The 21206-nt window shown below is 65.5% G+C and carries 13 protein-coding genes; 8 read left to right on the top strand and 5 right to left on the bottom strand.

Going from position 1 to position 21206, the window contains the following annotated elements; genetic code table 11:
• Positions 1-6 precede the first annotated feature (6 nt).
• Together NH448_RS08215 and NH448_RS08210 are read left to right on the top strand one after the other, a co-directional pair.
• Positions 7-2616: a fimbria/pilus outer membrane usher protein gene (locus NH448_RS08215; protein WP_083970587.1), complete on the top strand. Its 2610-nt coding sequence runs from the start codon at positions 7-9 to the stop codon at positions 2614-2616.
• On the top strand, positions 2617-3933 hold the full coding sequence (locus NH448_RS08210) for a fimbrial protein (RefSeq protein WP_253028662.1): 1317 nt from the start codon (positions 2617-2619) through the stop codon (positions 3931-3933).
• A gap of 18 nt (positions 3934-3951) precedes the next feature.
• Here NH448_RS08210 and cobA read toward each other — a convergent pair whose 3' ends face one another.
• The gene (gene cobA / locus NH448_RS08205) at positions 3952-4809 is read right to left on the bottom strand and encodes a uroporphyrinogen-III C-methyltransferase (RefSeq protein WP_083970586.1); all 858 of its coding nucleotides are present in this window, start codon (positions 4807-4809) and stop codon (positions 3952-3954) included.
• A gap of 70 nt (positions 4810-4879) precedes the next feature.
• Complete coding sequence (locus NH448_RS08200; protein WP_083970585.1) at positions 4880-7711, bottom strand: nitrate reductase; 2832 nt, start codon at positions 7709-7711, stop codon at positions 4880-4882.
• A gap of 729 nt (positions 7712-8440) precedes the next feature.
• Here NH448_RS08200 and NH448_RS08195 point away from each other — a divergent pair.
• The 6 genes from NH448_RS08195 to NH448_RS08170 all read left to right on the top strand — a co-directional run bounded on the left by NH448_RS08195 (position 8441) and on the right by NH448_RS08170 (position 16664).
• Positions 8441-9040, top strand: a complete 600-nt coding sequence (locus NH448_RS08195) for an ANTAR domain-containing protein (RefSeq protein WP_045994380.1) — start codon at positions 8441-8443, stop codon at positions 9038-9040.
• Positions 9037-10131, top strand: a complete 1095-nt coding sequence (locus tag NH448_RS08190) for a CmpA/NrtA family ABC transporter substrate-binding protein (protein ID WP_052704484.1) — start codon at positions 9037-9039, stop codon at positions 10129-10131. Before NH448_RS08195 ends, NH448_RS08190 begins: the two co-directional genes overlap by 4 nt.
• A 300-nt stretch (positions 10132-10431) precedes the next feature.
• Positions 10432-11745: an FAD-dependent oxidoreductase gene (locus NH448_RS08185; RefSeq protein ID WP_045994379.1), complete on the top strand. Its 1314-nt coding sequence runs from the start codon at positions 10432-10434 to the stop codon at positions 11743-11745.
• The gene (gene nirB / locus NH448_RS08180) at positions 11745-14312 is read left to right on the top strand and encodes a nitrite reductase large subunit NirB (RefSeq protein WP_083970584.1); all 2568 of its coding nucleotides are present in this window, start codon (positions 11745-11747) and stop codon (positions 14310-14312) included. Before NH448_RS08185 ends, nirB begins: the two co-directional genes overlap by 1 nt.
• Positions 14313-14398: 86 nt before the next feature.
• Positions 14399-14764: a nitrite reductase small subunit NirD gene (gene nirD / locus NH448_RS08175; protein WP_045994378.1), complete on the top strand. Its 366-nt coding sequence runs from the start codon at positions 14399-14401 to the stop codon at positions 14762-14764.
• Between the two features lie 496 nt (positions 14765-15260).
• A complete protein-coding gene (locus NH448_RS08170) occupies positions 15261-16664 on the top strand; it encodes a PhoH family protein (protein ID WP_045994377.1) in 1404 nt (467 codons plus the stop codon).
• 94 nt (positions 16665-16758) lie between these two features.
• Here the strand turns inward: NH448_RS08170 and NH448_RS08165 are convergent, their stop codons facing one another.
• The 3 genes from NH448_RS08165 to NH448_RS08155 all read right to left on the bottom strand — a co-directional run bounded on the left by NH448_RS08165 (position 16759) and on the right by NH448_RS08155 (position 21057).
• Positions 16759-18390, bottom strand: a complete 1632-nt coding sequence (locus tag NH448_RS08165) for a sensor domain-containing diguanylate cyclase (protein WP_083970583.1) — start codon at positions 18388-18390, stop codon at positions 16759-16761.
• A 120-nt stretch (positions 18391-18510) separates the two neighbouring features.
• Entirely contained in the window at positions 18511-19173 is a 663-nt protein-coding gene (locus NH448_RS08160; protein ID WP_045994375.1) for a carboxylesterase, read from the bottom strand.
• A gap of 114 nt (positions 19174-19287) precedes the next feature.
• Positions 19288-21057, bottom strand: coding sequence for an SLC13 family permease (locus NH448_RS08155; RefSeq protein ID WP_045994374.1), 1770 nt, complete (start codon positions 21055-21057; stop codon positions 19288-19290).
• Between the last annotated feature and the right edge of the window lie 149 nt (positions 21058-21206).

The raw sequence follows: 21206 nt of genomic DNA, 5'->3' as shown, positions 1-21206 counted from the left end.
GACGACATGGCACTACCGTCTACCGAGTCGACGCCGCTGGCCGCTGCCAGACATCCTCCCCCCTGCCGGTGGTGCTTCACCGCCGGGCGCTACCGGTGGCGAGCGGCATTGGTGGTCGCGGCTGCTGTGGTGGCGACGGTAACTGGGCCACGGCCGGTCCAGGCCGACGAGGTGACCTTCGACCCAGCCTTCCTCGAAGACGCCAGTCTCGACATGCGTCGCTTCTCCCGACCGGACTACGTGCTACCAGGCGACTATCTGGTCGATCTGACCCTCAACCAGACGCCGCTAGGACGCTATCCGCTACGTGTCGAGGACATCCCGGACGGAACACAGCGACTTACCCTGCCCTTGGACGCCTGGTTGGCCGCACGCCTTGAGCCGGCCCTCGAACAGGAAGTGCGACATAGCTGCCGGCTGGACGCCAACTGCTTTCTGGGGGTGGACGCCGCCCTGCCCGGCGCCAGCCTGGATCTCGCCATCGGTGACCTGCGTGCCCACCTCAGCGTGCCCCAGGCGTTGCTTCATCGGCTGCCTCGTGGCCAGGTCGACAGCGCGCGCTGGGAGCCCGGCACCACCGCCCTGCTGGCCAACTATCAAGTGAACGGTTATCGCTCGAGCACCGACGAAGGGCACTATCAAAGTGCCTTTCTCGGCACGACGCTCGGCGCCAACCTTGGCCTGTGGCAGTTTCGCAGCAGCCTCAACGTTTCCCGCAGCGATGACGGCGACGTCGACTGGGACAGCCTTCATCACTACGTTCAGCGGCCCCTGCCGGACCAGGGCTTGCTGCTGCGGGCCGGCGAGATCAACACCCGAGGGGACTTCTTCGATTCGCTGGCGCTGCGCGGGGTCACGCTACGCACAGAGACCCGCATGCTGCCCGACAGTCGACGTGGCTACGCTCCCGTGGTCCGCGGCAGCGCCAGAACCCAGGCGCATGTCACCATCTCCCAGCAGGGGCGGCGTCTGCTCGAGACCAGCGTGCCTCCCGGCCCCTTCGAGATCGACGACCTCTATCCCACCGGCTACGGGGGTGATCTTGAGGTGAAAGTCACCGAGGCCGATGGACGCGTCGAGCGCTACAGCGTGCCCTACGCTGCCGTCCCGGGCCTGCTGAGACCGGGGCAATCGCGCCTCTCGCTGGCCGCCGGTCAGTACCATGCCAAAGGCCTCGATGACCCTCCCTCACTGCTGGAGGCCGGCTATCGACGGGGGCTCGGCAACGCCATCACCGCCTACGGCGGCGCCCAGCTCAGTGAACACTACTGGTCTCCACTGATCGGCGCCGCCTTCAATACCCCCGCGGGGGCGATTGCTGTCGATGCCCAGTACGCCCACGCCGACCTTCCCCAGGGAGGGCGCAACGGCTGGAGTCTCGAGGCCTCCTACAGCCGCCATCTGCGATCCACCGATACCGACATCAATCTGGCGGCGTATCGCTACTCGACCACAGGGTTCGTGTCGCTGGCCGACGCCGCCTGGATTGCCGACGCTGACGACGACGGCGCTCAGGCAGACGAAGGATACGTAGACGACAGCACGACCATCGATCAACGCAGTCGTCTGCAGCTCAATCTGAGCCAGCCCCTCGGGCCACGTACACGCATCTCCGCAACCGGCAGCCTGGCGGACTACTGGCATCGCGGCGGCACCGAGTCGTCCTACCAGCTAAGTCTGAGTCACCGCATCGGGCGCGTCAGCCTGGCCCTCAACCTGTCGCGCACCGACAACCGCGAAGGAGAGGCCGAGCACCGGGCGCTGGTATCGCTGACGCTGCCGCTGTCCAGCGCGTCCTTCGCCCCACGTCTGGGTGTCTCCGCCAGTCGTGACAGCCGCCATCATGACGATGCCCACCTCGACCTCACCGGCACCCTGGGCGACGAACGCGAGCTGTCCTACGGGCTATTCGCCAATCAGACCCGCGGCCCGAAGGAGCGCTACCGCTCCTATGGGCTCAACCTGTCGAGCGGAACCTCCGTCGGCCGCTTCACCGCGGCAGGCTCGAAAAGCGACGACTACCGACAACTTTCCATCGGCGCCAGCGGCGCCGTGCTGGTACACCGCCACGGCGTGACCTTCGGCCAGAGCACCGGCGATACCGTAGGCCTGGTCAGCGCCCCGGGGGGCGCCGGCGCCCGCGTCACCAACGCCGCCAACCTGACCCTCGACGATGACGGCGAGGCATTGGTCCCCTACCTGACGGCCTACCACGACAACGCGGTCCAGCTGGACCCGCGCGGCGCCGCCACCTCGGTGGAATTTCAGCGGACTTCGATCGATGTCGCGCCCTATGCCGGCGCGGTGGTGGCACTGCGCTTCGCCACTCGAACCGGGCTGCCGGTGGTGATCGTGCTGGAGCAGAACGGCCGGGGCGTACCGCTGGGCGCCGAAGTCAGCGCCACCGACGGACGCAAGCTGGGGGTGGTCGGCGCCGGCGGCATGCTGCTGCTGCGCGATCTGACGCCCGGTACCTCGCTCCAGGTGACGCTGGGGGGCGAACGACGCTGCTGGGCACGTCCTGTCTGGACGCCTCCGACGGACAGCGACGAGATACCGATCGTCACCAGCCCCTGCCAGCCGACGCCACCGAAAGACCTGCTGGAGACAACGTGAATGCGCACCATCGGCTTGAAGACCCGCAGCGCGAGCGCTCCGCTGCGTTTCGCTGTCAGACTTCTCGGCTTGCTGCTGTCGATCGCCGCGCTGCTGTCGGCGACCTCGGTGGAGGCCAGCTGCCGACGCATCAGCCGACCATGGAATGACCAGCCTCTGACGGTAAATTTTGGCGCCGAGATCGTGCTCGACGAAAACGTGGCCGTCGGCACGCCCATCGCCACGGCGGTCATCCCCGGAAGCCAACTCTATGCGATCAAAGGAGGCTGGGTCGCTACCTGCAACAATCAGGACGACGCGATCAAGTACTGGTGGCTCGAGCAGCACTACTCCCAGTCCAGCGGCTACTACCCGGTCCCCGGCATCAGCGTGGACAGCGCCGACGGGCGCGTCTACATCATGCAGGACAGCGGTAGCCGCAATCCCTACGGCGGCGGGGGCAGCGGCAGCGTCGGCTATACCACCGAATTGCTGGTCAACGGCAACGCCCATGCGTTCTCCTGGGTCTCCGCTTCCCCCAACAAGAACCTTCCGCCGATCGGCGAGGAGATCCACGGCATCCCCTGCCGCGACGCCCTGCTGGGGACGGGTGCCGCCGAGGGTTACCCGCCCTTGATAGAAATCAACTGCCCCATCGGCGACTACGCCGTCAACTGGCGCCAGCTTCCCCCCTTCCAGATCAAGGTCACGCTCTACCGCATGGCCGGTTCCCCCGGCACCAGCGGTGTACAACTTCAGAACAACAACAACGCCGGCTTCAGTCTGTTCTCGTTGATGAACCGCCGGAGCACGCCACCCTCTAACAATGGAGAGCTGTTCAATCTGGTCAGGCTGCAGCTGGCCCAGAGCACGCGGGTCCGCATCAATCCCTGCCATGGCATCAACAATGTCTCGGTGTCACTGGGAGAGGTGGGCAGCCATCGCTTCACCACCCTGGGCCAGCCCGCCACGGGCGTCGCCGACACCCCGGTGCACGTCACCGCCTGGTGTCACACCGACGGCGACATCAAGTGGGCCGTGCTGGGCAAGGCGGCGGCCTACGATCCCGGCGGGAATCAGGGCATTCTGGCCCTGGACAACGCGGAGGAAAGCGCCAGCGGCGTGGGTATCCAGCTGATCCACACGGGTAGCCTGGCGCCACTGCCGATCACCCCCGAAGGCAGCGCCTTCGATGCCTACCGCTGGATCGACACCAACCTTCATGCGCAGGGCGGCAACATCTTGATGCTCGACTTTCTGGCCCGCTACGTGAAGACCGACACCGTCACGCCAGGTACCGCCAACGGCCATGCCACCCTGGTGCTGTCGCCTAAATGAGTTTCCACCGTCTTCGCTCTACGACAGGCAGGCAGCCGGTTCAGCAACGCTCGCCCGGCTGCCGGCGACCCGCGACACCACGCCGCCGACGATGATCAGGCAGGGGGATGGTAGGGGGCTCTCCGCCAGGCGCTGGTCGATATCGCCAAGGGTGCCCACCAACGAGGCCATCTCGGGAAGACTGGCGTTGGCCACCAGCATCACCGGCCAGTCCTGTGGCAGGCCTGCACCACGCAGGCCACGGGTAATCGCGCCAAGCTTGTTGAGCCCCATGTAGAACACCAGGGTCTCGTCGCGGCGGGCCAGCGATGCCCAGTCCGGCTCGCCCCCCTCGCGACACTGCTGGGCGGTGATCAGACGAAGGCTCTGGGCGTGGCCGCGATCGGTCAGCGGAATCCCCATGGCGGCGCAGGCGCTGGCCGCCGCCGAGATGCCGGGCACGATCTCACGCGCTATGCCGGCCTCGTCGAGGGCGTCGAGTTCTTCCCCCAGGCGTCCAAAGATGCCCGGATCGCCGCCCTTGAGGCGCACCACCGCCTTGCCGTGGCGCGCCAGCGCCACCAGCAGGGTGCCGATCTGCGCCTGATCGACGCTGTGGTGGCCCCTGGCCTTGCCGACATAGTGGCGCTCGACACCGGCCGGAATCATCGCCAGCACCTCGGGCCCCACCAGGCGGTCGTAGACCACCGCGTCGGCATGTTCGATCCGATCCAGCGCCTTGAGCGTCAGCAACTCCCCCGCACCGCTGCCCGCCCCCACCAGCGCGACCCGGCCAACAGCGCCGCCTGACCGATGGCCAGCGCCGCTGGCAGCGGACCGGGACGCCAGCCGGTCGGCCCAATGCTGGCTTTGCCCTGCCAGTCGCCCCAGTAGCATCGACAGCCCGTCCAGACGACGTGCCAGCCAAGGCTTCGTCCCCGCTTCAGCAAGGTGACCCAGCCGGTCTCTAGGCCGACTGGGGTTGTGCGCGCTCGATGCGACCACGGCTCTTCTCCTCTTCCACCAGACTCTTCAATTCGGGAATACAACTGCCGCACTGGGTGCCACAGGCCAGCCGCGCGCCGAGCGCCTCGACGCTGTCGTCGCCGGCACGAATCGCCCGCTGGATCGGGGTACGCCCCACCTGATGGCAGCTACACACGATCGGCCCCTGGTCGGCGGCGCCGTCATGACAGGCCGCCAGCACTCGCCGCCGATGCTGCTGCCCCATGGCCTCGCCACGCGCGGCCTCGTCGAAGCGCTCGCACAGCCAGCCAAGCCCCGGCAGTTCGCTGACGGGGCCAACCATCAGCCACCAGCACAGGCGTCCTTGCTCGAACCCCGCCAGGCGCCAGCGACCGCTGGCCGGGTCCTGGGCCACCGGGCCCAGCTCCCCCGGCAACTGGCGTGCGGCCCAGTCGAGCCAGTCGCGGTCGACACCCGCTTTCTCGACACACCCTTTCTCAACATCCCCTGGCTCGATCGGCTCACCGGCCAGTTGCCAACGCTCCGCCGAGGCCAGCGGGACCCGCGTCCAGTAGTTCGTCCCCTCGACCACCCGCGCGGCCAGGCCCGAACCCTCGGGCGGTCCCTGCTGGGCCAGTGCCCGGGAAACCACCAGTGTCGCCTCCCAGGCGTGCTGCAGCGGCGTGACCGCCACCGCGCCATGCTTGGTCTCCGGCTGGCCAGAAAGCGGATCGACGTCCGGGGCGAACAGGCTCCCCGCCAGCGGTGAGTGACTGAAGCGCGGTGTCCAGTGGATCGGCACGAACACTTCCCCACGGCGCTGGGCGGCAGAGACCCTGACGCGGGCGCGCATCTCGCCGCTGCGCGAGCGGATCCTGGCGAGCCCCTGGTCACACAGCCCCAGGGCCTCGGCGTCATCCCGATGGACCTCGACGAAGGGCTCGGAGCGGTGATTCATCAGTCGGCTGGCCCTGGCGGTACGGGTCATGGTGTGCCACTGATCGCGCACCCGCCCCGAATTCAGCCGCAGCGGAAAGTCGGCATCAGTCGCCTGGCGCGGCGCCCGCGCGCTCACCGGCCACAGCCGGGCCCGGCCACTCTCGGTGTAGAAGCGGCCGCTTTCGAACAGCCGCGCGGTGCCTCGTGGTGCGCTTGCCGTCACCGGCCACTGGATCGGAGCCAGATCGTCGTACTCGACCCGGGACAGCCCCGCCAGCCCGGAAATATCGAAGGCCCGCCGTCCCTGGTTGTCGAGGCCCGACAGGCACGCATGCTCGTCGAAGATCTCGCAGGGGTGGTCATAGGCGAAGGCCTCGCCGAAGCCCAGGCGCTCGGCCACGCGGCACAGGATCCACCAGTCGTGGCGGGCCTCGCCAGGCGGCGGCAGGAGCCCGCGCTGGCGCGAGATACGCCGTTCGGAGTTGGTGACGGTACCGTCCTTTTCTGACCAGCCGCTGGCCGGCAGCACGATATCGGCGAGCTCCACCAGGTCGGTGTCGGCCATGCACTCCGACACGATCACCAGCGGACAGCGCTCGATGGCGCGGCGCACCCGGTCGGCATCCGGCAGGCTCACCAGGGGATTGGTGGCCATGATCCACAGCGCCTGGATGTCGCCGCGCTCAACGGCCTGAAACAGCTCGACCGCCTTGTGGCCAGGCTCCCGGGGAAGCCTTGGCACCAGCGCCTCGGTCGACCAGAAGCGCGTCAGCCGTTCGATGGCACCCGGGGTGTGATAGTCCATATGGGCGGCCAGCTGGTTGGCCAGCCCACCGACCTCGCGCCCGCCCATGGCGTTGGGCTGGCCGGTGATGGAAAAGGGTCCTGCGCCGGGCAGGCCAATCTTGCCGCCGGCCAGGTGGCAGTTGAGGATGGCCTGGCACTTGTCGGTGCCGCTGGTCGACTGGTTGACCCCCTGGGAGTAAAGCGTGACCACGTGCAGCTGGGTGGCAAACCAGTAGTAGAAGGTCTCGAGGCGCTCGGCGTCGAGATCGCAGGCCGCCGCCACCGCCTCGATGTCCGAGGCCTCGTCCAGGGCGGCGGCAATCGTCTCTTCGGCGCCGTCCACATGGCGCTTCAGATAGACCTCATCGAGCCGTTGGCGACGGGCCATCCAGGCCAGCAGGCCATTGAACAGCAAAGCGTCGCTGCCGGGACGCAGCCCCAGGTACAGATCGGCGATCTCGCAGCTGTCGGTGACCCGAGGATCGATGACCACGACCCGCATCAGCGGATTGCGGGTCTTGGCCAGACGCAGCCGCTGATACAGCACCGGATGGTTCCAGGCCAGATTGGACCCCACCAGCACCACCAGTTCGGCCTCTTCCAGGTCCTCGTAGTTGCAGGGGACGGCGTCGGCGCCCAGGGTGCGCTTGTAGGCTGCCACCGCCGACGCCATGCACAGCCGCGAGTTGGTATCCAGGTGCGGTGTCCCGAGAAATCCCTTGAACAGCTTGTTTGCGACGTAGTAGTCCTCGGTCAATAGCTGCCCGGACAGGTAGCCGGCGATGGCCTGTGGGCCGCTGCCCTCGGCAATCGCTCCCAGACGCTCGGCGACGGCGTCCAGCGCGCTGTCCCAGTCGGTCTCGCGACCGTCCACCCTGGGTCGCGTCAAGCGCCCCTGGCCGCCAAGGGTCTCCGCCAGGGCCGAACCCTTGACGCACAGGCGACCGAAGTTGGCCGGGTGATCCTGGTCGCCCTGGAGGGTGACCGACTCGCCATCGCGACGAAGCTCTACGCCACAGCCGACCCCGCAGTAGGGACAGGTGGTACCTGTGGCCTCGCCGCCTGCACCGCTGTCGATCTCCGTGCTGTCGCTATCCGTCCGGGTCATCGCGCTCTCCTGTCGGCCATCTTGCTGCCTTGGCATATCGTCGGCATCTCATCGGCAGATCATCGCTCCGCTAGCGGCCGGGCCTTGATCGGTCGGGCCTTGCTGCGGCCCAAACGCACAACGCCCATCCCGTCGAGCGAGGCTCGAGGAGATGGGCGTCGTTGCCGTATGAAATCCCGCGCTGGATTTCGTGTGTGCTAGCGCCCGTTGCAGACGAGTTGTCGGACCGGCCCACCCGCCACCAGCGTCGGGAAGCTTCCTGGCTCGGCCTAGCGATCTGGCTCGGCTTAGTCATCTGGCTCGGCTTAGTGATGCCCATGGCACCAACAACGGCACTAGCTTTGCCAGTAACCAAAGCAAACCCTGTGCCAGAACACCGCAATCGCCCCTTGCAGTGTGGAATGCCTGTGCCAGCCAATTGAAGCCACGACGTTTTTTTCTGCCGTTTACCCAGGCGATGGTGGCGAGAAGACGTCTGACAGCCCCCAGGCTCGCACCACAACGAACGATAAAGGCCACCGTTTACGCACCCTTTCGGTGCGCGAGTGCCTGCCCGGTATATCTGCGGGGGCTCGGCGGCGGCTTTGCAGGGGGTTATCTCCCTGACAGAAAACGACAAGATCGAAAATGGAACGCCTTTTGCGCTGACAGGTGCAGAGGCACCCAAGGTGCACCCCTCATCATGTCGACTCGAGCTCTATCGAGCGACAGCATCATCGAGCCACGCCCATGCCCGAACACGACACCTTGAAGGTCCTGCTGGTCGACGACGAGATAGTGCGCGCCGCCATGGTCGAAGAGGCGCTTGCGCTGGACGGACACCAGGTGGTCTGCCGACTGTCAAGCCCGGCCAGCCTCAACGACATGGTGCAGCAGCATCAACCCGACGTGGTCATCATCGACATGGAATCGCCTGACCGGGACACCCTGGAGAGCATGGCGCTGCTGCAGCGGGAAAACCCTCGACCGGTGGTGTTCTTCGCCGACCAGCACGACCCCGAATCGCTCAAGGCGGCGGTGAAGGCCGGCGTCAGCGCCTATGTGGTGGACGGTCTGGCGGCCAACCGCGTCAAGGCGGTCATCGATGTCGCCATCGCCCGCTTCGAAGCCTTTCAGGGAATGCGCCGCGACCTCGACAAGGCACGCAACCAGCTCGCCGACCGCAAGCGCATCGAACAGGCCAAGGGCCTGTTGATGAAGCATCAGAGCTGCGATGAGGAACAGGCCTACCGCATGCTGCGCAAGCTGGCCATGGACCGCGGCCAGCGCATCGCACAGGTCGCCCAGAACGTCATCGACATCCTCAAGCCACTGGAGAAGGGATCATGAGTCCATCGCTGTCTTCTGACGCGGCCAGCACGTCCAGAACTGGCGCGCCGCATCCACCCGAGCTCGCCAGCCTGACCCTGGGATTCGTGCCGCTGCTGGATGCTGCGCTGTTGATCATCGCCCGGGAAGGCGGCTTCTTCGCCGCCCAGGGGGTCGAGGTCAGCCTGTCACGCGAGAACGCCTGGTCCACCCTGCGCGACAAGGTCGCCGCCGGCCTGCTTGACGGCGCCCAGATGCTGGCGCCGATGCCGCTGGCCATGAGCCTGGGGCTGTCCCGCGCGCCTTGTGACACCCTGGCCGCCGCGGTGCTGAGCCGCCAGGGCAATACGCTGGTGCTGTCTCGCCGCCTGGCCGAGGCGGTCGGCGCTTCGGTCCACAGCGGGGAGCCCGGCGCCTTCGGCGCGGCCAGCGAACTGGCCCGACGCTTCAAGGCCTCGCTGAAAAAAGGCACCCGGCCACGCCTGGCCATGGTCTACCCCTACTCCTGCCAGCACCTGTTGCTGCGTGACTGGCTGGCTCGCGGCGACATCAACGTCGACAGCGAGGTCGAACTGGTCGCGCTGCCGCCCCCGCGCATGGTGGACGCACTGCGCGAAGGCGAGATCGATGGCTTCTGCGTCGGCGAGCCCTGGGGCAGCCTGGCCCAGCATCGTCAGGTGGGTCGAGTGGTGGCCAGCGGTGCGGAACTGATGCCGGCGCATCCCGAGAAGGTGCTGGGGGTGACGGCCTCCTGGGCTCGGCGCTACCCGAATACCCTGTCCGCGCTGCTGCGCGCCCTCCAGGCCGCCGCCCTGTGGCTGGACAAGGCGCCTGAGGCCAGACGCCAGACCCTGGCCTGGCTGGCACTGCCCCCCTACCTCGATGAAGCCGTAGGCCATCTCGACGAGCTGCCGCTGGAAGCCGCCCCGGGCTACCCCTGCATCGGTGAGCGACTGCGCCCCCTGACGGCCGACTTCGAGGGGCTGATCCAGCGGTTGTCGCCGCTGCTCGAGGCTCGCGGGCGACAGCTCGACACCGCCACCCTGGAGGAGTGCTACAGCGCTGTGCATTACGACGCCGCCACGCACCAGTACGGTGCCGACACGCCCTGAACCCTGCCTGACCGGTGCTGACGCCCGCCACCAGGGCCTGCACCAACAGGCTGTTTTACCTGCACAAAACGTAAAACAGGCATGAAACTTGGATAGCCTGTAGCAAGTGCCGGCGAATGCCGGCGGCGGTCAACGGCGATCGCACCGACACTAGACAAAGACGTCTCTTCACCCTCCGACGCCGGAGGTGTGAGAGACGTCTTTGGCGTTTTTGGAGCCCATGCGATGCCATATTCCACTGGTCCTTCTGACTCCAGGCCCCGCTCCTCTGGCCTGCCTGACTCAAGGTCCCGTTCCGAAATGACCCAGGCCGGCTCGTCTTCCCCGACGAGGTCTGATGACGCACGTCTTCCCCACCTGGTGATCGTCGGCAACGGCATGGCCGCGCATCGATTGATCGAGACCCTGGCGGCCCAGAGTGGTGCCCCACGACACATCACCGTGATCGGCGCCGAACCGCACGCGGCCTACAACCGCATTCTGCTGTCGAGCTGGCTGGCCGGCGATGTCGAGCAGGATGGATTGACGCTGACACCGCCGCATGACTCCGCCGTCACGGTCGATCAGCGCCTGGGCGCGCGGGTGGAACGGATCGATCGTACCCGGCGCCTGGTCGAGTGCGACGACGGCGAGGTGATCCCCTACGACCACCTGGTGCTGGCGCTGGGTTCGCGCAGCGCCATGCCACAGATCCCCGGCATCACGCTGACGGGCGTGTCGGGCTTTCGCGATCTGGACGATGCGGCGCGCCTGGCCGACGCAGCAAAGGCTGGCGGCGCGGCGGTGGTGGTCGGTGGTGGCCTGCTGGGCCTGGAGGCCGCCGCCGGCCTCGCCGCCAGAGGCATGCAGGTATGCGTGCTGCAACGCTCACCGCGCCTGATGAACCGGCAGCTGGACGCCACCGCCAGCACCATGCTGGCAAGCGAAATCGAAGGACGCGGCATCCATCTGAAGACCGGGGCGCGGCTGGCCGAGATCGTCGGCGATGAGCACGGCAAGGTGATCGGCGTACGCCTGGAAGACGACGAGCGCCTGCTGCCGGCGAACTGCGTGGTGATCGCCGCCGGCATCACCCCCAACGCCGAGCTGGGCAGGGATGCGGGGCTCGATTGCGATCGCGCCATCGTCGTCGACGACACCCTGGCCACCTCGGACCCCGACATTTCTGCCCTCGGCGAATGCTGCCAGTTCGAGGACACCACCTACGGTCTGGTGGAGCCGATCTGGCATCAGGTCGAGGTACTGGCCCGTCGCCTGTGCGGCGAGCCCTCGGCGCCTTACCACGAACGCGCCTGCGCCACCAAGCTCAAGGTTTCCGGCGTCTCGCTGTACGCCTTCGGCCCCACCGAGGCCGAGGACGGACATGAGGTCCTCAGCTACCGCGACCAGGGCGAATACCGCCGACTTCTGCTGCGCGACGGCCGACTCGAGGGCGCCGTGCTCTACGGCGATACCCGCATGGGCCCCTGGTTATTCCGGCTCGCCGAGCAAGGCCTGCGACTGGACCGAGTGCGTCACTCGCTGCTGCTGGGCCAGGCCGATACCGAGGCTCTGCTGGCGGACGACGCCACCACCGACACCGACCCATCGACCACCGAACAGGATGCCGCCTGATGTCCAGCACAAAGCACAATCTCGCCGCACACAATGCTCCCGACAGCAACGCCGCGGATACCCGCCCCACCCTGGTCGTGGTAGGCAACGGCATGGTCGGTCACCACCTGGTCGAGCAGCTGGTCGAACGTGATCAGCACCGCCGCTACCGCATCGTGGTGTTCGGCGAGGAACGTCATCTGGCCTACGACCGAGTGCACCTGTCGGAGTACTTCAGTGGCCGCGACGCCCAGTCCCTGGCGCTGTCCACCGCCGACTACTACGCCGAGCACGGCATCGAGCTCAAGTTGCACCAGGCTGTCACCGCCATCGATCGCGATGCACGGCGCGTTCACACCGACGCTGGCTACCTCGACTTCGACCGTCTGGTGCTGGCCACCGGATCCTTCCCCTTCGTCCCGCCGATTCCCGGCAATGATCGCGAGGGCTGCCTGGTCTACCGCACCCTGGACGATCTCGACGCTATTCGCGCCGCCGCCACCACCGCCAATACCGGCGTGGTGGTGGGGGGCGGACTGCTCGGACTGGAGGCCGCCAACGCCCTGCGCGGCCTCGACCTGGACACCGCGGTGGTCGAATTTGCCCCGCGTCTGATGCCGATGCAGGTGGACGAGCAAGGCGGTGAACTGCTCAAGGAAAAGATCGAGGGCCTGGGCGTCCAGGTGCTGACCGAAAGAGCGACCCGCGAGATCGTCCCCGGTGAAGCCAGCCGTCTGCGCATGGTATTTCAGGACGACAAGGTGCTGGAGACCGATCTGATCGTGTTCTCCGCCGGCATACGCCCCCGGGACGAGCTGGCCCGCGAGTGCGGGCTCGAGATCGGCGAACGTGGCGGCGTGGTCATCGATGACCACTGCCTGACCAGCGATCCCGCCATCCTCGCGGTGGGCGAGGTCGCGCTGTATAACAACAGCATCTTCGGTCTGGTCGCCCCCGGTTACCAGATGGCCAAGGCCGCGGCCGACACCCTGTGTGGTGGCGATTCGACCTTCACCGGGGCCGACATGAGCACCAAGCTCAAGCTGATGGGGGTCGACGTGGGGGCCATCGGCGACGCCCACGCCAACCGACATCCCGGCGCCAAGCAGTACCGATACTTCGACCAGATCCAGCAGGTCTATCGCAAGCTGGTGGTTTCCGGTGACGGCAAGCGCCTGCTCGGCGCCATGCTGGTGGGCGACAACTCCGCCTACGACAGCCTGATGCAGTACTACGCCAATGGCCTGGATCTGCCGGCGGACCCCGCCTCGTTGATCGTACCCTCCAGCGAACCGGCGCCGGCGCTGGGCCCGGACGCCCTGCCGGACAGTGCCACCATCTGCTCGTGCCACAACGTCACCAAGGGCGCCATCAGCGCCGCCATCGACGCCGGCTGCGAGGACCTCGGCGCGGTCAAGGGGACGACCAAGGCCAGTACCGGCTGCGGCGGCTGTGCGGCGCTGCTCAAGAACGTCTTCGACCATGAACTGGCGGCCCGCGGCATGGAGGTCGACACCTCCCTGTGCGAGCACTTTGCCCACACCCGCCAGCAGCTCTTCGATATCGTCCGGGTCGAGGGCATCAAGACCTTCAGCGAGTTGATGACCCGACACGGCACCATTCTGGACGACGGGGCGCCGAGTCTCGGCTGTGACATCTGCAAGCCGGCGGTGGCCTCGATCCTGGCCTCCTGCTTCAACGAGCCGATCACCGACGCGGCGCATATCCCGCTGCAGGATACCAATGACACCTTCATGGCCAACATGCAGAAGAACGGCACCTTTTCCGTGGTGCCGCGTATCGCCGGCGGTGAGATCACCCCGGACAAGCTGATCGTGCTGGGCCAGGTGGGCAAGAAGTACGGCCTCTACACCAAGATCACCGGTGGCCAGCGCATCGACCTGTTCGGCGCGCGCCTGGAAGACCTGCCGGCCATCTGGGAGGAGCTAATCGAGGCTGGCTTCGAGACCGGGCACGCCTACGGCAAGTCGCTGCGCACGGTGAAATCCTGCGTCGGCAGCAGCTGGTGCCGCTACGGCGTCCAGGACAGCGTCGGCATGGCGCTGCGACTGGAGCATCGCTACAAGGGGCTGCGCTCGCCGCACAAGCTCAAGTTTGCGGTGTCCGGCTGCACCCGCGAGTGCGCCGAGGCCCAGAGCAAGGACATCGGGGTCATCGCCACCGAGCATGGCTGGAACCTGTACGTCTGCGGCAACGGCGGCATGCGTCCGCGTCATGCGGAGCTGTTCGCCACCGACCTGGATGACCAGGCCCTGATCCAGGCCATCGACCGTCTGTTGATGTTCTACGTACGCACCGCCGATCGACTGCAGCGGACTTCTGTGTGGCGCGAAAACCTCGAGGGAGGCCTCGACTACCTCAAGGCGGTGGTGCTCGACGACAGTCTGGGCATCGGCGAGGAGCTCGAACGCCAGATGCAGCACGTCATCGATACCTACGAGTGCGAGTGGGCGGGCGCCCTGGCCGATCCGGACAAGCTCAAGCGCTTTCGCAGCTACGTCAACGACAGCCGTCCCGACCCGGACATCATCGTCACCGAGGAGCGCGGTCAGCTCCGCCCAGCCTGAGCAAGCCTCAGCCAACCACCGTTTCCGCCCTCGTGACCACACCTCGTCACGAGACGGGCCGCCAACAACGCCACAAGGAGTTTTCCATGACCGCTTCTTCCATCAGCCGTTCGCTGGACTGGATACCGCTGTGCCAGCGCAGTGACCTGGTGCCCTTCTCCGGTGTCGCCGCCTGGATCGACAGCGCCGAGGGCCCCGCCCAGGTGGCGCTGTTCTACCTGCCAGGGCATAGCCCGGAACTCTTCGCCATCGACCACCACGACCCCATCGCCAAGGCCAATGTGCTGGCCCGAGGCATCGTCGGCGACATCCAGGGAGAACCAGTGGTGGCCTCTCCCCTGTACAAGCAGCACTTTCGCCTCACGGACGGCCGTTGCGTGGAAGACGACAGCGTCTCGCTGCGCATCTGGGCGGTGGCCTTCGACCAGGACAGGGTAATGATCGCACCCTGAGCGCCGCAGCATTTCGGCCCGGGCCTGTGCGGCACGAAAGCTGGCGGGCTCGGTCCTGACCGTCATCTCGGGGGATATGGCCGTCGCGGCCGAATCGCAGAGGTCCGGCCTGGCGTGAGCGGGAAGGTTGACCGAAGAATTGACCTGATAGCGCAGCGTTGACACTTCGCCCTTGCAGCATTTTTGTCATCGTCCATGCTTGACTCAAGGGCACCGCTGGACCGAAACAGGGTCCAATGTAAAGAAGCGCCGTTGGCAGCACGTCTTGCGCCACAGCGGGACAAGCTGCAAGGAACGGCCAACCAGCCCAAGGGTTTGAGAACCGATTGAGAACCGGTTGAGAATCGGTTGAGAACCGTTTCATGGCCACAGGAGGAGCCTATCGTGTGCAATCCGACACCTTGGCGGCTGTCACATTCCTGACATCGCGCGCTGAGAGTGTCGACATCAAGGCGTCATGTTGACGCCCAAGGTGACAATCAGGAGAGCTGTGCCGATGGTACGCATCGACAAGAAGGCCACCCGACTGTACGTGCTGGATACCAACGTACTGATCCATGATCCCAGCGCCCTCTACCAGTTCGAAGAGCACGAAGTGGTTATCCCCATGACCGTGCTCGAGGAGCTCGACAAGCACAAGAATGGCATCCGCGAAATCGCCCGCACCGCCCGGCAAGTCAGCCGGACCCTCTCTGACCTGACCGCCAACGTCGACATCGACCAGATACGCCAAGGTATTCCTATCACCCGCGTCAGCGGACCAGATGGCCGACTGAGACTGCTCTGCTACTCCGACCTCACCCTGCCCGACAACCTGGAAGACAGCCCCGACAATCGTCTGCTCGGCGAGACCTGCCGACTGCGTCAGGAACGCCCCGACGCCTCGGTGATCCTGGTCACCAAGGACATCAACCTGCGGGTCAAGGCCGCCGCCCTCGGCGTGCCGGTCGAGGACTACCTGACCGATCGCGCCTTCGATGACTCCGACGCCATGACCGACGGTGTCGCTGTGTATGAGGACGCCGGCCGTGGCTTGTGGGACGCCATGGCGCTGGACGTCAAGGTCGAGCGCGACCATGACCGTGTCATCTATCGCCTGAGCGGCGAGATTCCCCAGCACTGGCACCTGGGCATGCTGGTGTCCGACGCCGACGGCGAGGCCAGCTTCGAGGCCATCGTGCGCGAACTCGCCCCCCACCAGGCCACCCTGGAGCTTCTGACCAACTATCGTCACGGCGCCAGCGTCTGGGGAGTACACGCCCACGACAGCCGGCAGAATTTCACCCTGAACCTGCTGATGGACGACGCCGTGGACCTGGTCACGGTGGCTGGTAGTGCCGGTACCGGCAAGACCTTCATGACCCTGGCCGCGGCCTTCCAGCAGACCCTCGATACCAAGCGCTTCGAACGGGTAGTGTTCACACGGGCGCCGATCTCCATGAGCGAGGACATCGGCTTTCTGCCCGGCACCGAAGAGGAAAAGATGTCGCCCTGGATGGGCGCCTTCCACGACAACATGGACAACCTGCTGCGCGACGAGCATGACGGAAGCTCAACCTGGAACCAGGACGCCACGCGCCAACTGCTGGGCTCACGCGTGCAGATCCGGGCGCCGGGCTTCATGCGTGGACGCACCCTCAACGACACCTTCCTGATCATCGACGAGGCCCAGAACTTTACGCCAAAGCAGTTGAAGAGCCTGATCACCCGAGCGGGACGCAACACCAAGATCGTCTGTCTGGGCAACGTCGGCCAGATCGACACCCCTTACCTCACCGCCAATACCTGCGGCATGGCCGCAGTGGTTCAGAACTTCAAGAACTGGCCCCATGCCGGCCATGTGACCTTGAAGAGCGTCGAGCGCTCGCGCCTGGCCCTGGCCGGCGAAGAGCTGTTGTAAGCGCCCCCAGCGAAACGAAAGCGCCCCCCAACGAAACCAAAGCGCCCCCGCCTACAAGGCGGGGGCGCTGGCGTTCGGCCCGGAGCTGACACTTTCACTTGTCCCGGTTCATGGCCTTCTCGATCAGTTCCTCGGACTCGCTCTTGGGTGTCTTCTCGATCATCTCCTCCGCTTCGGCGTAAAGGCAGACGTAGGTCTGGCAGGAAGCGCAGTGCACCTTTTCATCGGGATTCTTGGTGCTGGGGACTCGCATGTTGTAGCTGCCGCAGTTCGGGCAGGGCTTGGGGATCCGCAGATCTTCGCTCAACGCCATCTCGATCTCCTTGTAGATGGTGGATGATGCCAGGGCCTTGCCCAACGCGAGGTTATCGCGTTCATACTCAGGAAGGAGGCCCTTCAATTGGTTGCGACCGGCACGCTTGGCATCGTAGAGCGCTCCGTCCACACGCCGCATGGCCATGTCGAGACTTTCGTCCTGCCCGACACAGATGGCTCCCATGCTCACTGTTACCTTGAGGGCACGACGGTCGACCTTCAAGGTCGATGCTTCCACGTTGCTTCGAAGACGCTCCAGTATGTCCCAGGCGTCTTCGGCATGAACGTCACCGAGCAGTACCAGAAATTCTTCGCCCCCGATACGCGCCAGCAGGTCATAGGGGCGCAGGCTCAGACGACAGGTATCGGCGAAAGCCTTCAGCACCATGTCCCCGGCGGCGTGGCCGTAGGCATCGTTCAGTGACTTGAAATGGTCAAGATCCAGCATCGCCAGCACCGCTGGCTCGCCACGGCGCCGCAATCGGGCGAGTACCCGCGCTCCTGCCTCGAGGAAGGCACGGCGATTCATCACGCCGGTGAGGACATCGGTGCTGACCAGCTTGGCGACACGCGACTCCGCCTGCTTGCGCTGGGTCACATCCAGCAGCAGGCCATCCCAGACCACGGTGCCGTCATCGAATCGCTGGGGCGTGCCCCTGGCCTCGAACCAGCGCTGACCTTCCGCGACGGTCTCCTGAGCATCACCCAGGGTGATGTCCAGGTGCCAGGGTGTAAGGCTGACCAGGGACTGGGCGAGCGCCAGCATAAACTGCTCACGCGCATCTTCGTCCAGCCTGGAAAGCACGACCTCGACGTCTTCCAGGGCACTTTGACGAGAAAGCCCCGTCTGGGATTCGAAGCCAGGTCCCAGGTAGTCAAACGACAAGCCTCCCCCGGGCGACTGGCGCAGCCGGAACACCACTCCCGGGAGCCTCGCCATGCGGCTTTCAATGGTGCGGCTCAGTCGCTGAGCTGACGCCGCCTGCAGTTGCAGTCGGCTAACGTCGTGCTTCATCAGCATCCAGCGGGCAGCGCACCAAGACACCGGGTGGATGCTGGTACCAAGGTGACGTAGACGACCAACCCCGTCACAGGCCACCACGCCTTCCCAGCTCCCGCCTCCCTCGCGACAACGCGCAAGGGCCAGCTCCAGTGTCTCGGCTGCCGTACTGCAATGAACATCGGTCAGGCGCAGCCCCCTGATATCTGCCAGAGACTTGCCCAGTTCATTGCACTGACGAGCGTTCGCCCAGACGATGGTTCCTTCATGGTCAAGCAACAAGGCGGACCCCGGCGCGGCGCCCAGCAGGGCCTCGGCCCCCGACTCCCCGTCACTGACCGTCATGGTCTGTGGGGGTGTGCCACTTTTAGCCTTGACCTTGTCGCGACGGAAAAACCTCCATACAGACATCACCCTGCATCCCGTAAGCTTTTTCTTAATTTTTTGTACGAGAAAAGCTTAGAAGAACCAGACTTCCTTCGCAGGATGAAAAGTCTCATGTTCACAGGCTGAGCAAAGCAGCCTCAGGACTCACTGTCCCAGCAGCTCACTCATCCACTCGCCGATATCCCCGATCTGCTGCGGGCAGACCGCGTGAGCCATGGGATACTGACGATAGACGGTGTGATAACCAAGCTCCTCCAGACGAGCGAAGGCGGCTCGGCCCAGGGATTCGGGTACCACCGGATCCATGCTGCCGTGATGGATTTCCACCCTCAGGTCGCGATTGGCCTCGTTCAACTCGATCGAGTTCGCGGTGGCGAAGTAGGTGGACATCGCCAGCAGACCGCCTAGCGGCTTGTCAAAGCTGAAGGCGGCCTCATAGGCAACGGCCCCACCCTGGGAAAACCCGGCGAGCAGGATACGTCGGCTGTCGATACCGGCATCGATCTGGGACTGTATGACGCCCTTGACCCGCTCGGCCGACAGCCGCAGCTGCATCTCGTCCACCCGACGGTCCAGGCTCATCTCGAGAATGTCGTACCAGGCGGGCATGACCATGCCACCATTGATGGTGACCGGCAGGCGCGGTGCATGGGGCAGGATAAATCGGATCTGAGCGTAACCGGGCCTTGGCAGCATGGGCACCACCGGCTCGAAGTCACGTCCATCCGCTCCCAGGCCGTGAAGAATGATCATGCAGGCGTCCGCTTCGCCTCGGGGCTCGATGACCAGCTGGTCGTTGTCGCTCATGGGCAGATCTCAGTCTATGTTGCAAAGCACAACCTCCTAGCCTACCGCAATGCGCCAGAGGGGACGAGCCAAACAGGTGAAGTCACCCGGCTACCGAGAAGCACACAGGGCTTTTTAGAACGGCCAGAAAAAGGGGGTCAGCACCAGCACCACGACCGCAGTCAGCAGATTAAGGGGGCCGCCGAGCTTGAGGTAATCCTGAACCCGGTAGCCACCGGGGCCCATGACCATCAGATTGGTCTGATAGCCAATCGGGGTGAGAAAACTGGCCGATGCGGCAAACATCACCACCACCACGTAGGGCAAGGGATTGACGCCGAGACTCTCGGCCCCTGCCATGGCGATGGGGAAGGTAATGACCGCTGCGGCGTTGTTGGTCACTAGCGAGGTCAGCAGCGCTACCACACAGTAGGTGCCCACCAGCAGCGCCCAGGGACTGTCGCCGACGACACTCAGCAGCCCACGGGCCACCACATCTGCTGCCCCGGACGTCTGCAGTGCGGCGCCCAGGCCAAAGGATGCGGCGATGGTCAGTAACACCTGGGTGTCCATGCCGCGACGGGCACTGCGGACGCTGACACAGCCGCTCAACAGGGCTGCCGTGGCGCCCAGCATGGCGGCGTTCATCATGCTCATCAGCCCGGTGGAGGCCAGCACCACTACCGTCGCCAGGATCGCCCAGGCGCGTAGCGCTCGATCGAAGGCGGGCCTGGCCTGACCATTGACCTGGCTGATCAACAGGAAGTCCTGAGACTGTCGATGACGTTCGATAAAGGCCGGGCGCGCCTCGAGCAACAGCACATCGGAGGGTTGCAGACGAATCTGTCCGAGGCTACCCGCCACCCTGCGCCCGCCACGACAGACCGCCAGCACAGCGGCGCCATAGAGCGTGCGAAAATGGCCGTCGCGAATCTTCTGCCCGATGAACTGGCACTGGTCGGAGACTACCGCTTCCACCAGGCGGCGCTCGCGAAACTCCTTCTCAAGATGCGACTCCCCCAGGCGGGATGGCCTCAGACCGCGCATCTGCTGCAATTCCACTGCCCCCTCAGTGGTGCCGGCAAAGACCAGGTGATCCCCACCCTTGAGACGTTCACCCGGCCCCACCACGCTGACCACATTGCCACCGCGTTCGATTTCCACCAGGAAGAGCCCGGAAAGATGCCGCAGCCCGGCCTCTTCGACGGTGCGGTCGACCAGCGGCCCCTGCGGATCCACTTCCATTTCGATGGTGAACTCGCGCAGGTTGGCGAAGGCCTCCTCACTGCCGGGGCGCCTGGACAGCAGACGAGGCGTTACTACCAGCAGGTAGACGACCCCAACCAGTGCCATGGGCACGCCCACCCAGGCGATTTCGAACAGCCCCAGGTGGAGGTCCGGGAAGCGCTCCTGCATCAGCGAATGCACCACCAGATTGGTACTGGTGCCCATCAGGGTGACGGTGCCGCCGAGGATCGAAGCGAAGCTCAGCGGCATCAGCAACAACTGCGGGGCAATCGAGAAGCGACGCCCCCAGCTGATCACCGCAGGGATGAAGGTGGCCACCACCGGCGTGTTGTTGAGCAGCCCGCTGACGGCGGTGACGGGCCACACCAGGCGTGACAAGGCGTGACGTTCGCCGGAGGGGCGTCCCAGCACGTGACGAATGATCAGATCGATACCACCGGTATCACGCAGGCTGGCGACCAGGATGTAGAGGAAGGCGACCGTGAACAGGCCACTGTTGGAAAAGCCGCCCAACGCCTGCTCGGCGTCGATGACCCCAAGGCTCAGAAGCACCACAAGAGCCCCCATCAGCACCATGTCGGGGCCGAGGCGGGTCAGCGCCATCAACGGGAAGACGGCACAGGCAACGGAAAGGGCGATCCAGGCATCCAGCGACATGAGGTGGCCTTGCTGAAGAGAATCAGCCTATTGTGCCTCCCTCACCTTATTCTAAATAGTTACAATGTATTATTTTTTTATCTCTTTCAGGCATATAGACCCTTCACCCTATGCCACAGCGCCTTTGCGAGAGATTCACCTCGTTTACG

The sequence above is a fragment of the Halomonas sp. OfavH-34-E genome, from assembly GCF_024124525.1.
Taxonomy (GTDB): Bacteria; Pseudomonadota; Gammaproteobacteria; order Pseudomonadales; family Halomonadaceae; genus Halomonas; species Halomonas litopenaei.
Note: the sequence above shows the minus strand (reverse complement) of the source record. Positions and strands in the feature narration are given on the sequence as shown.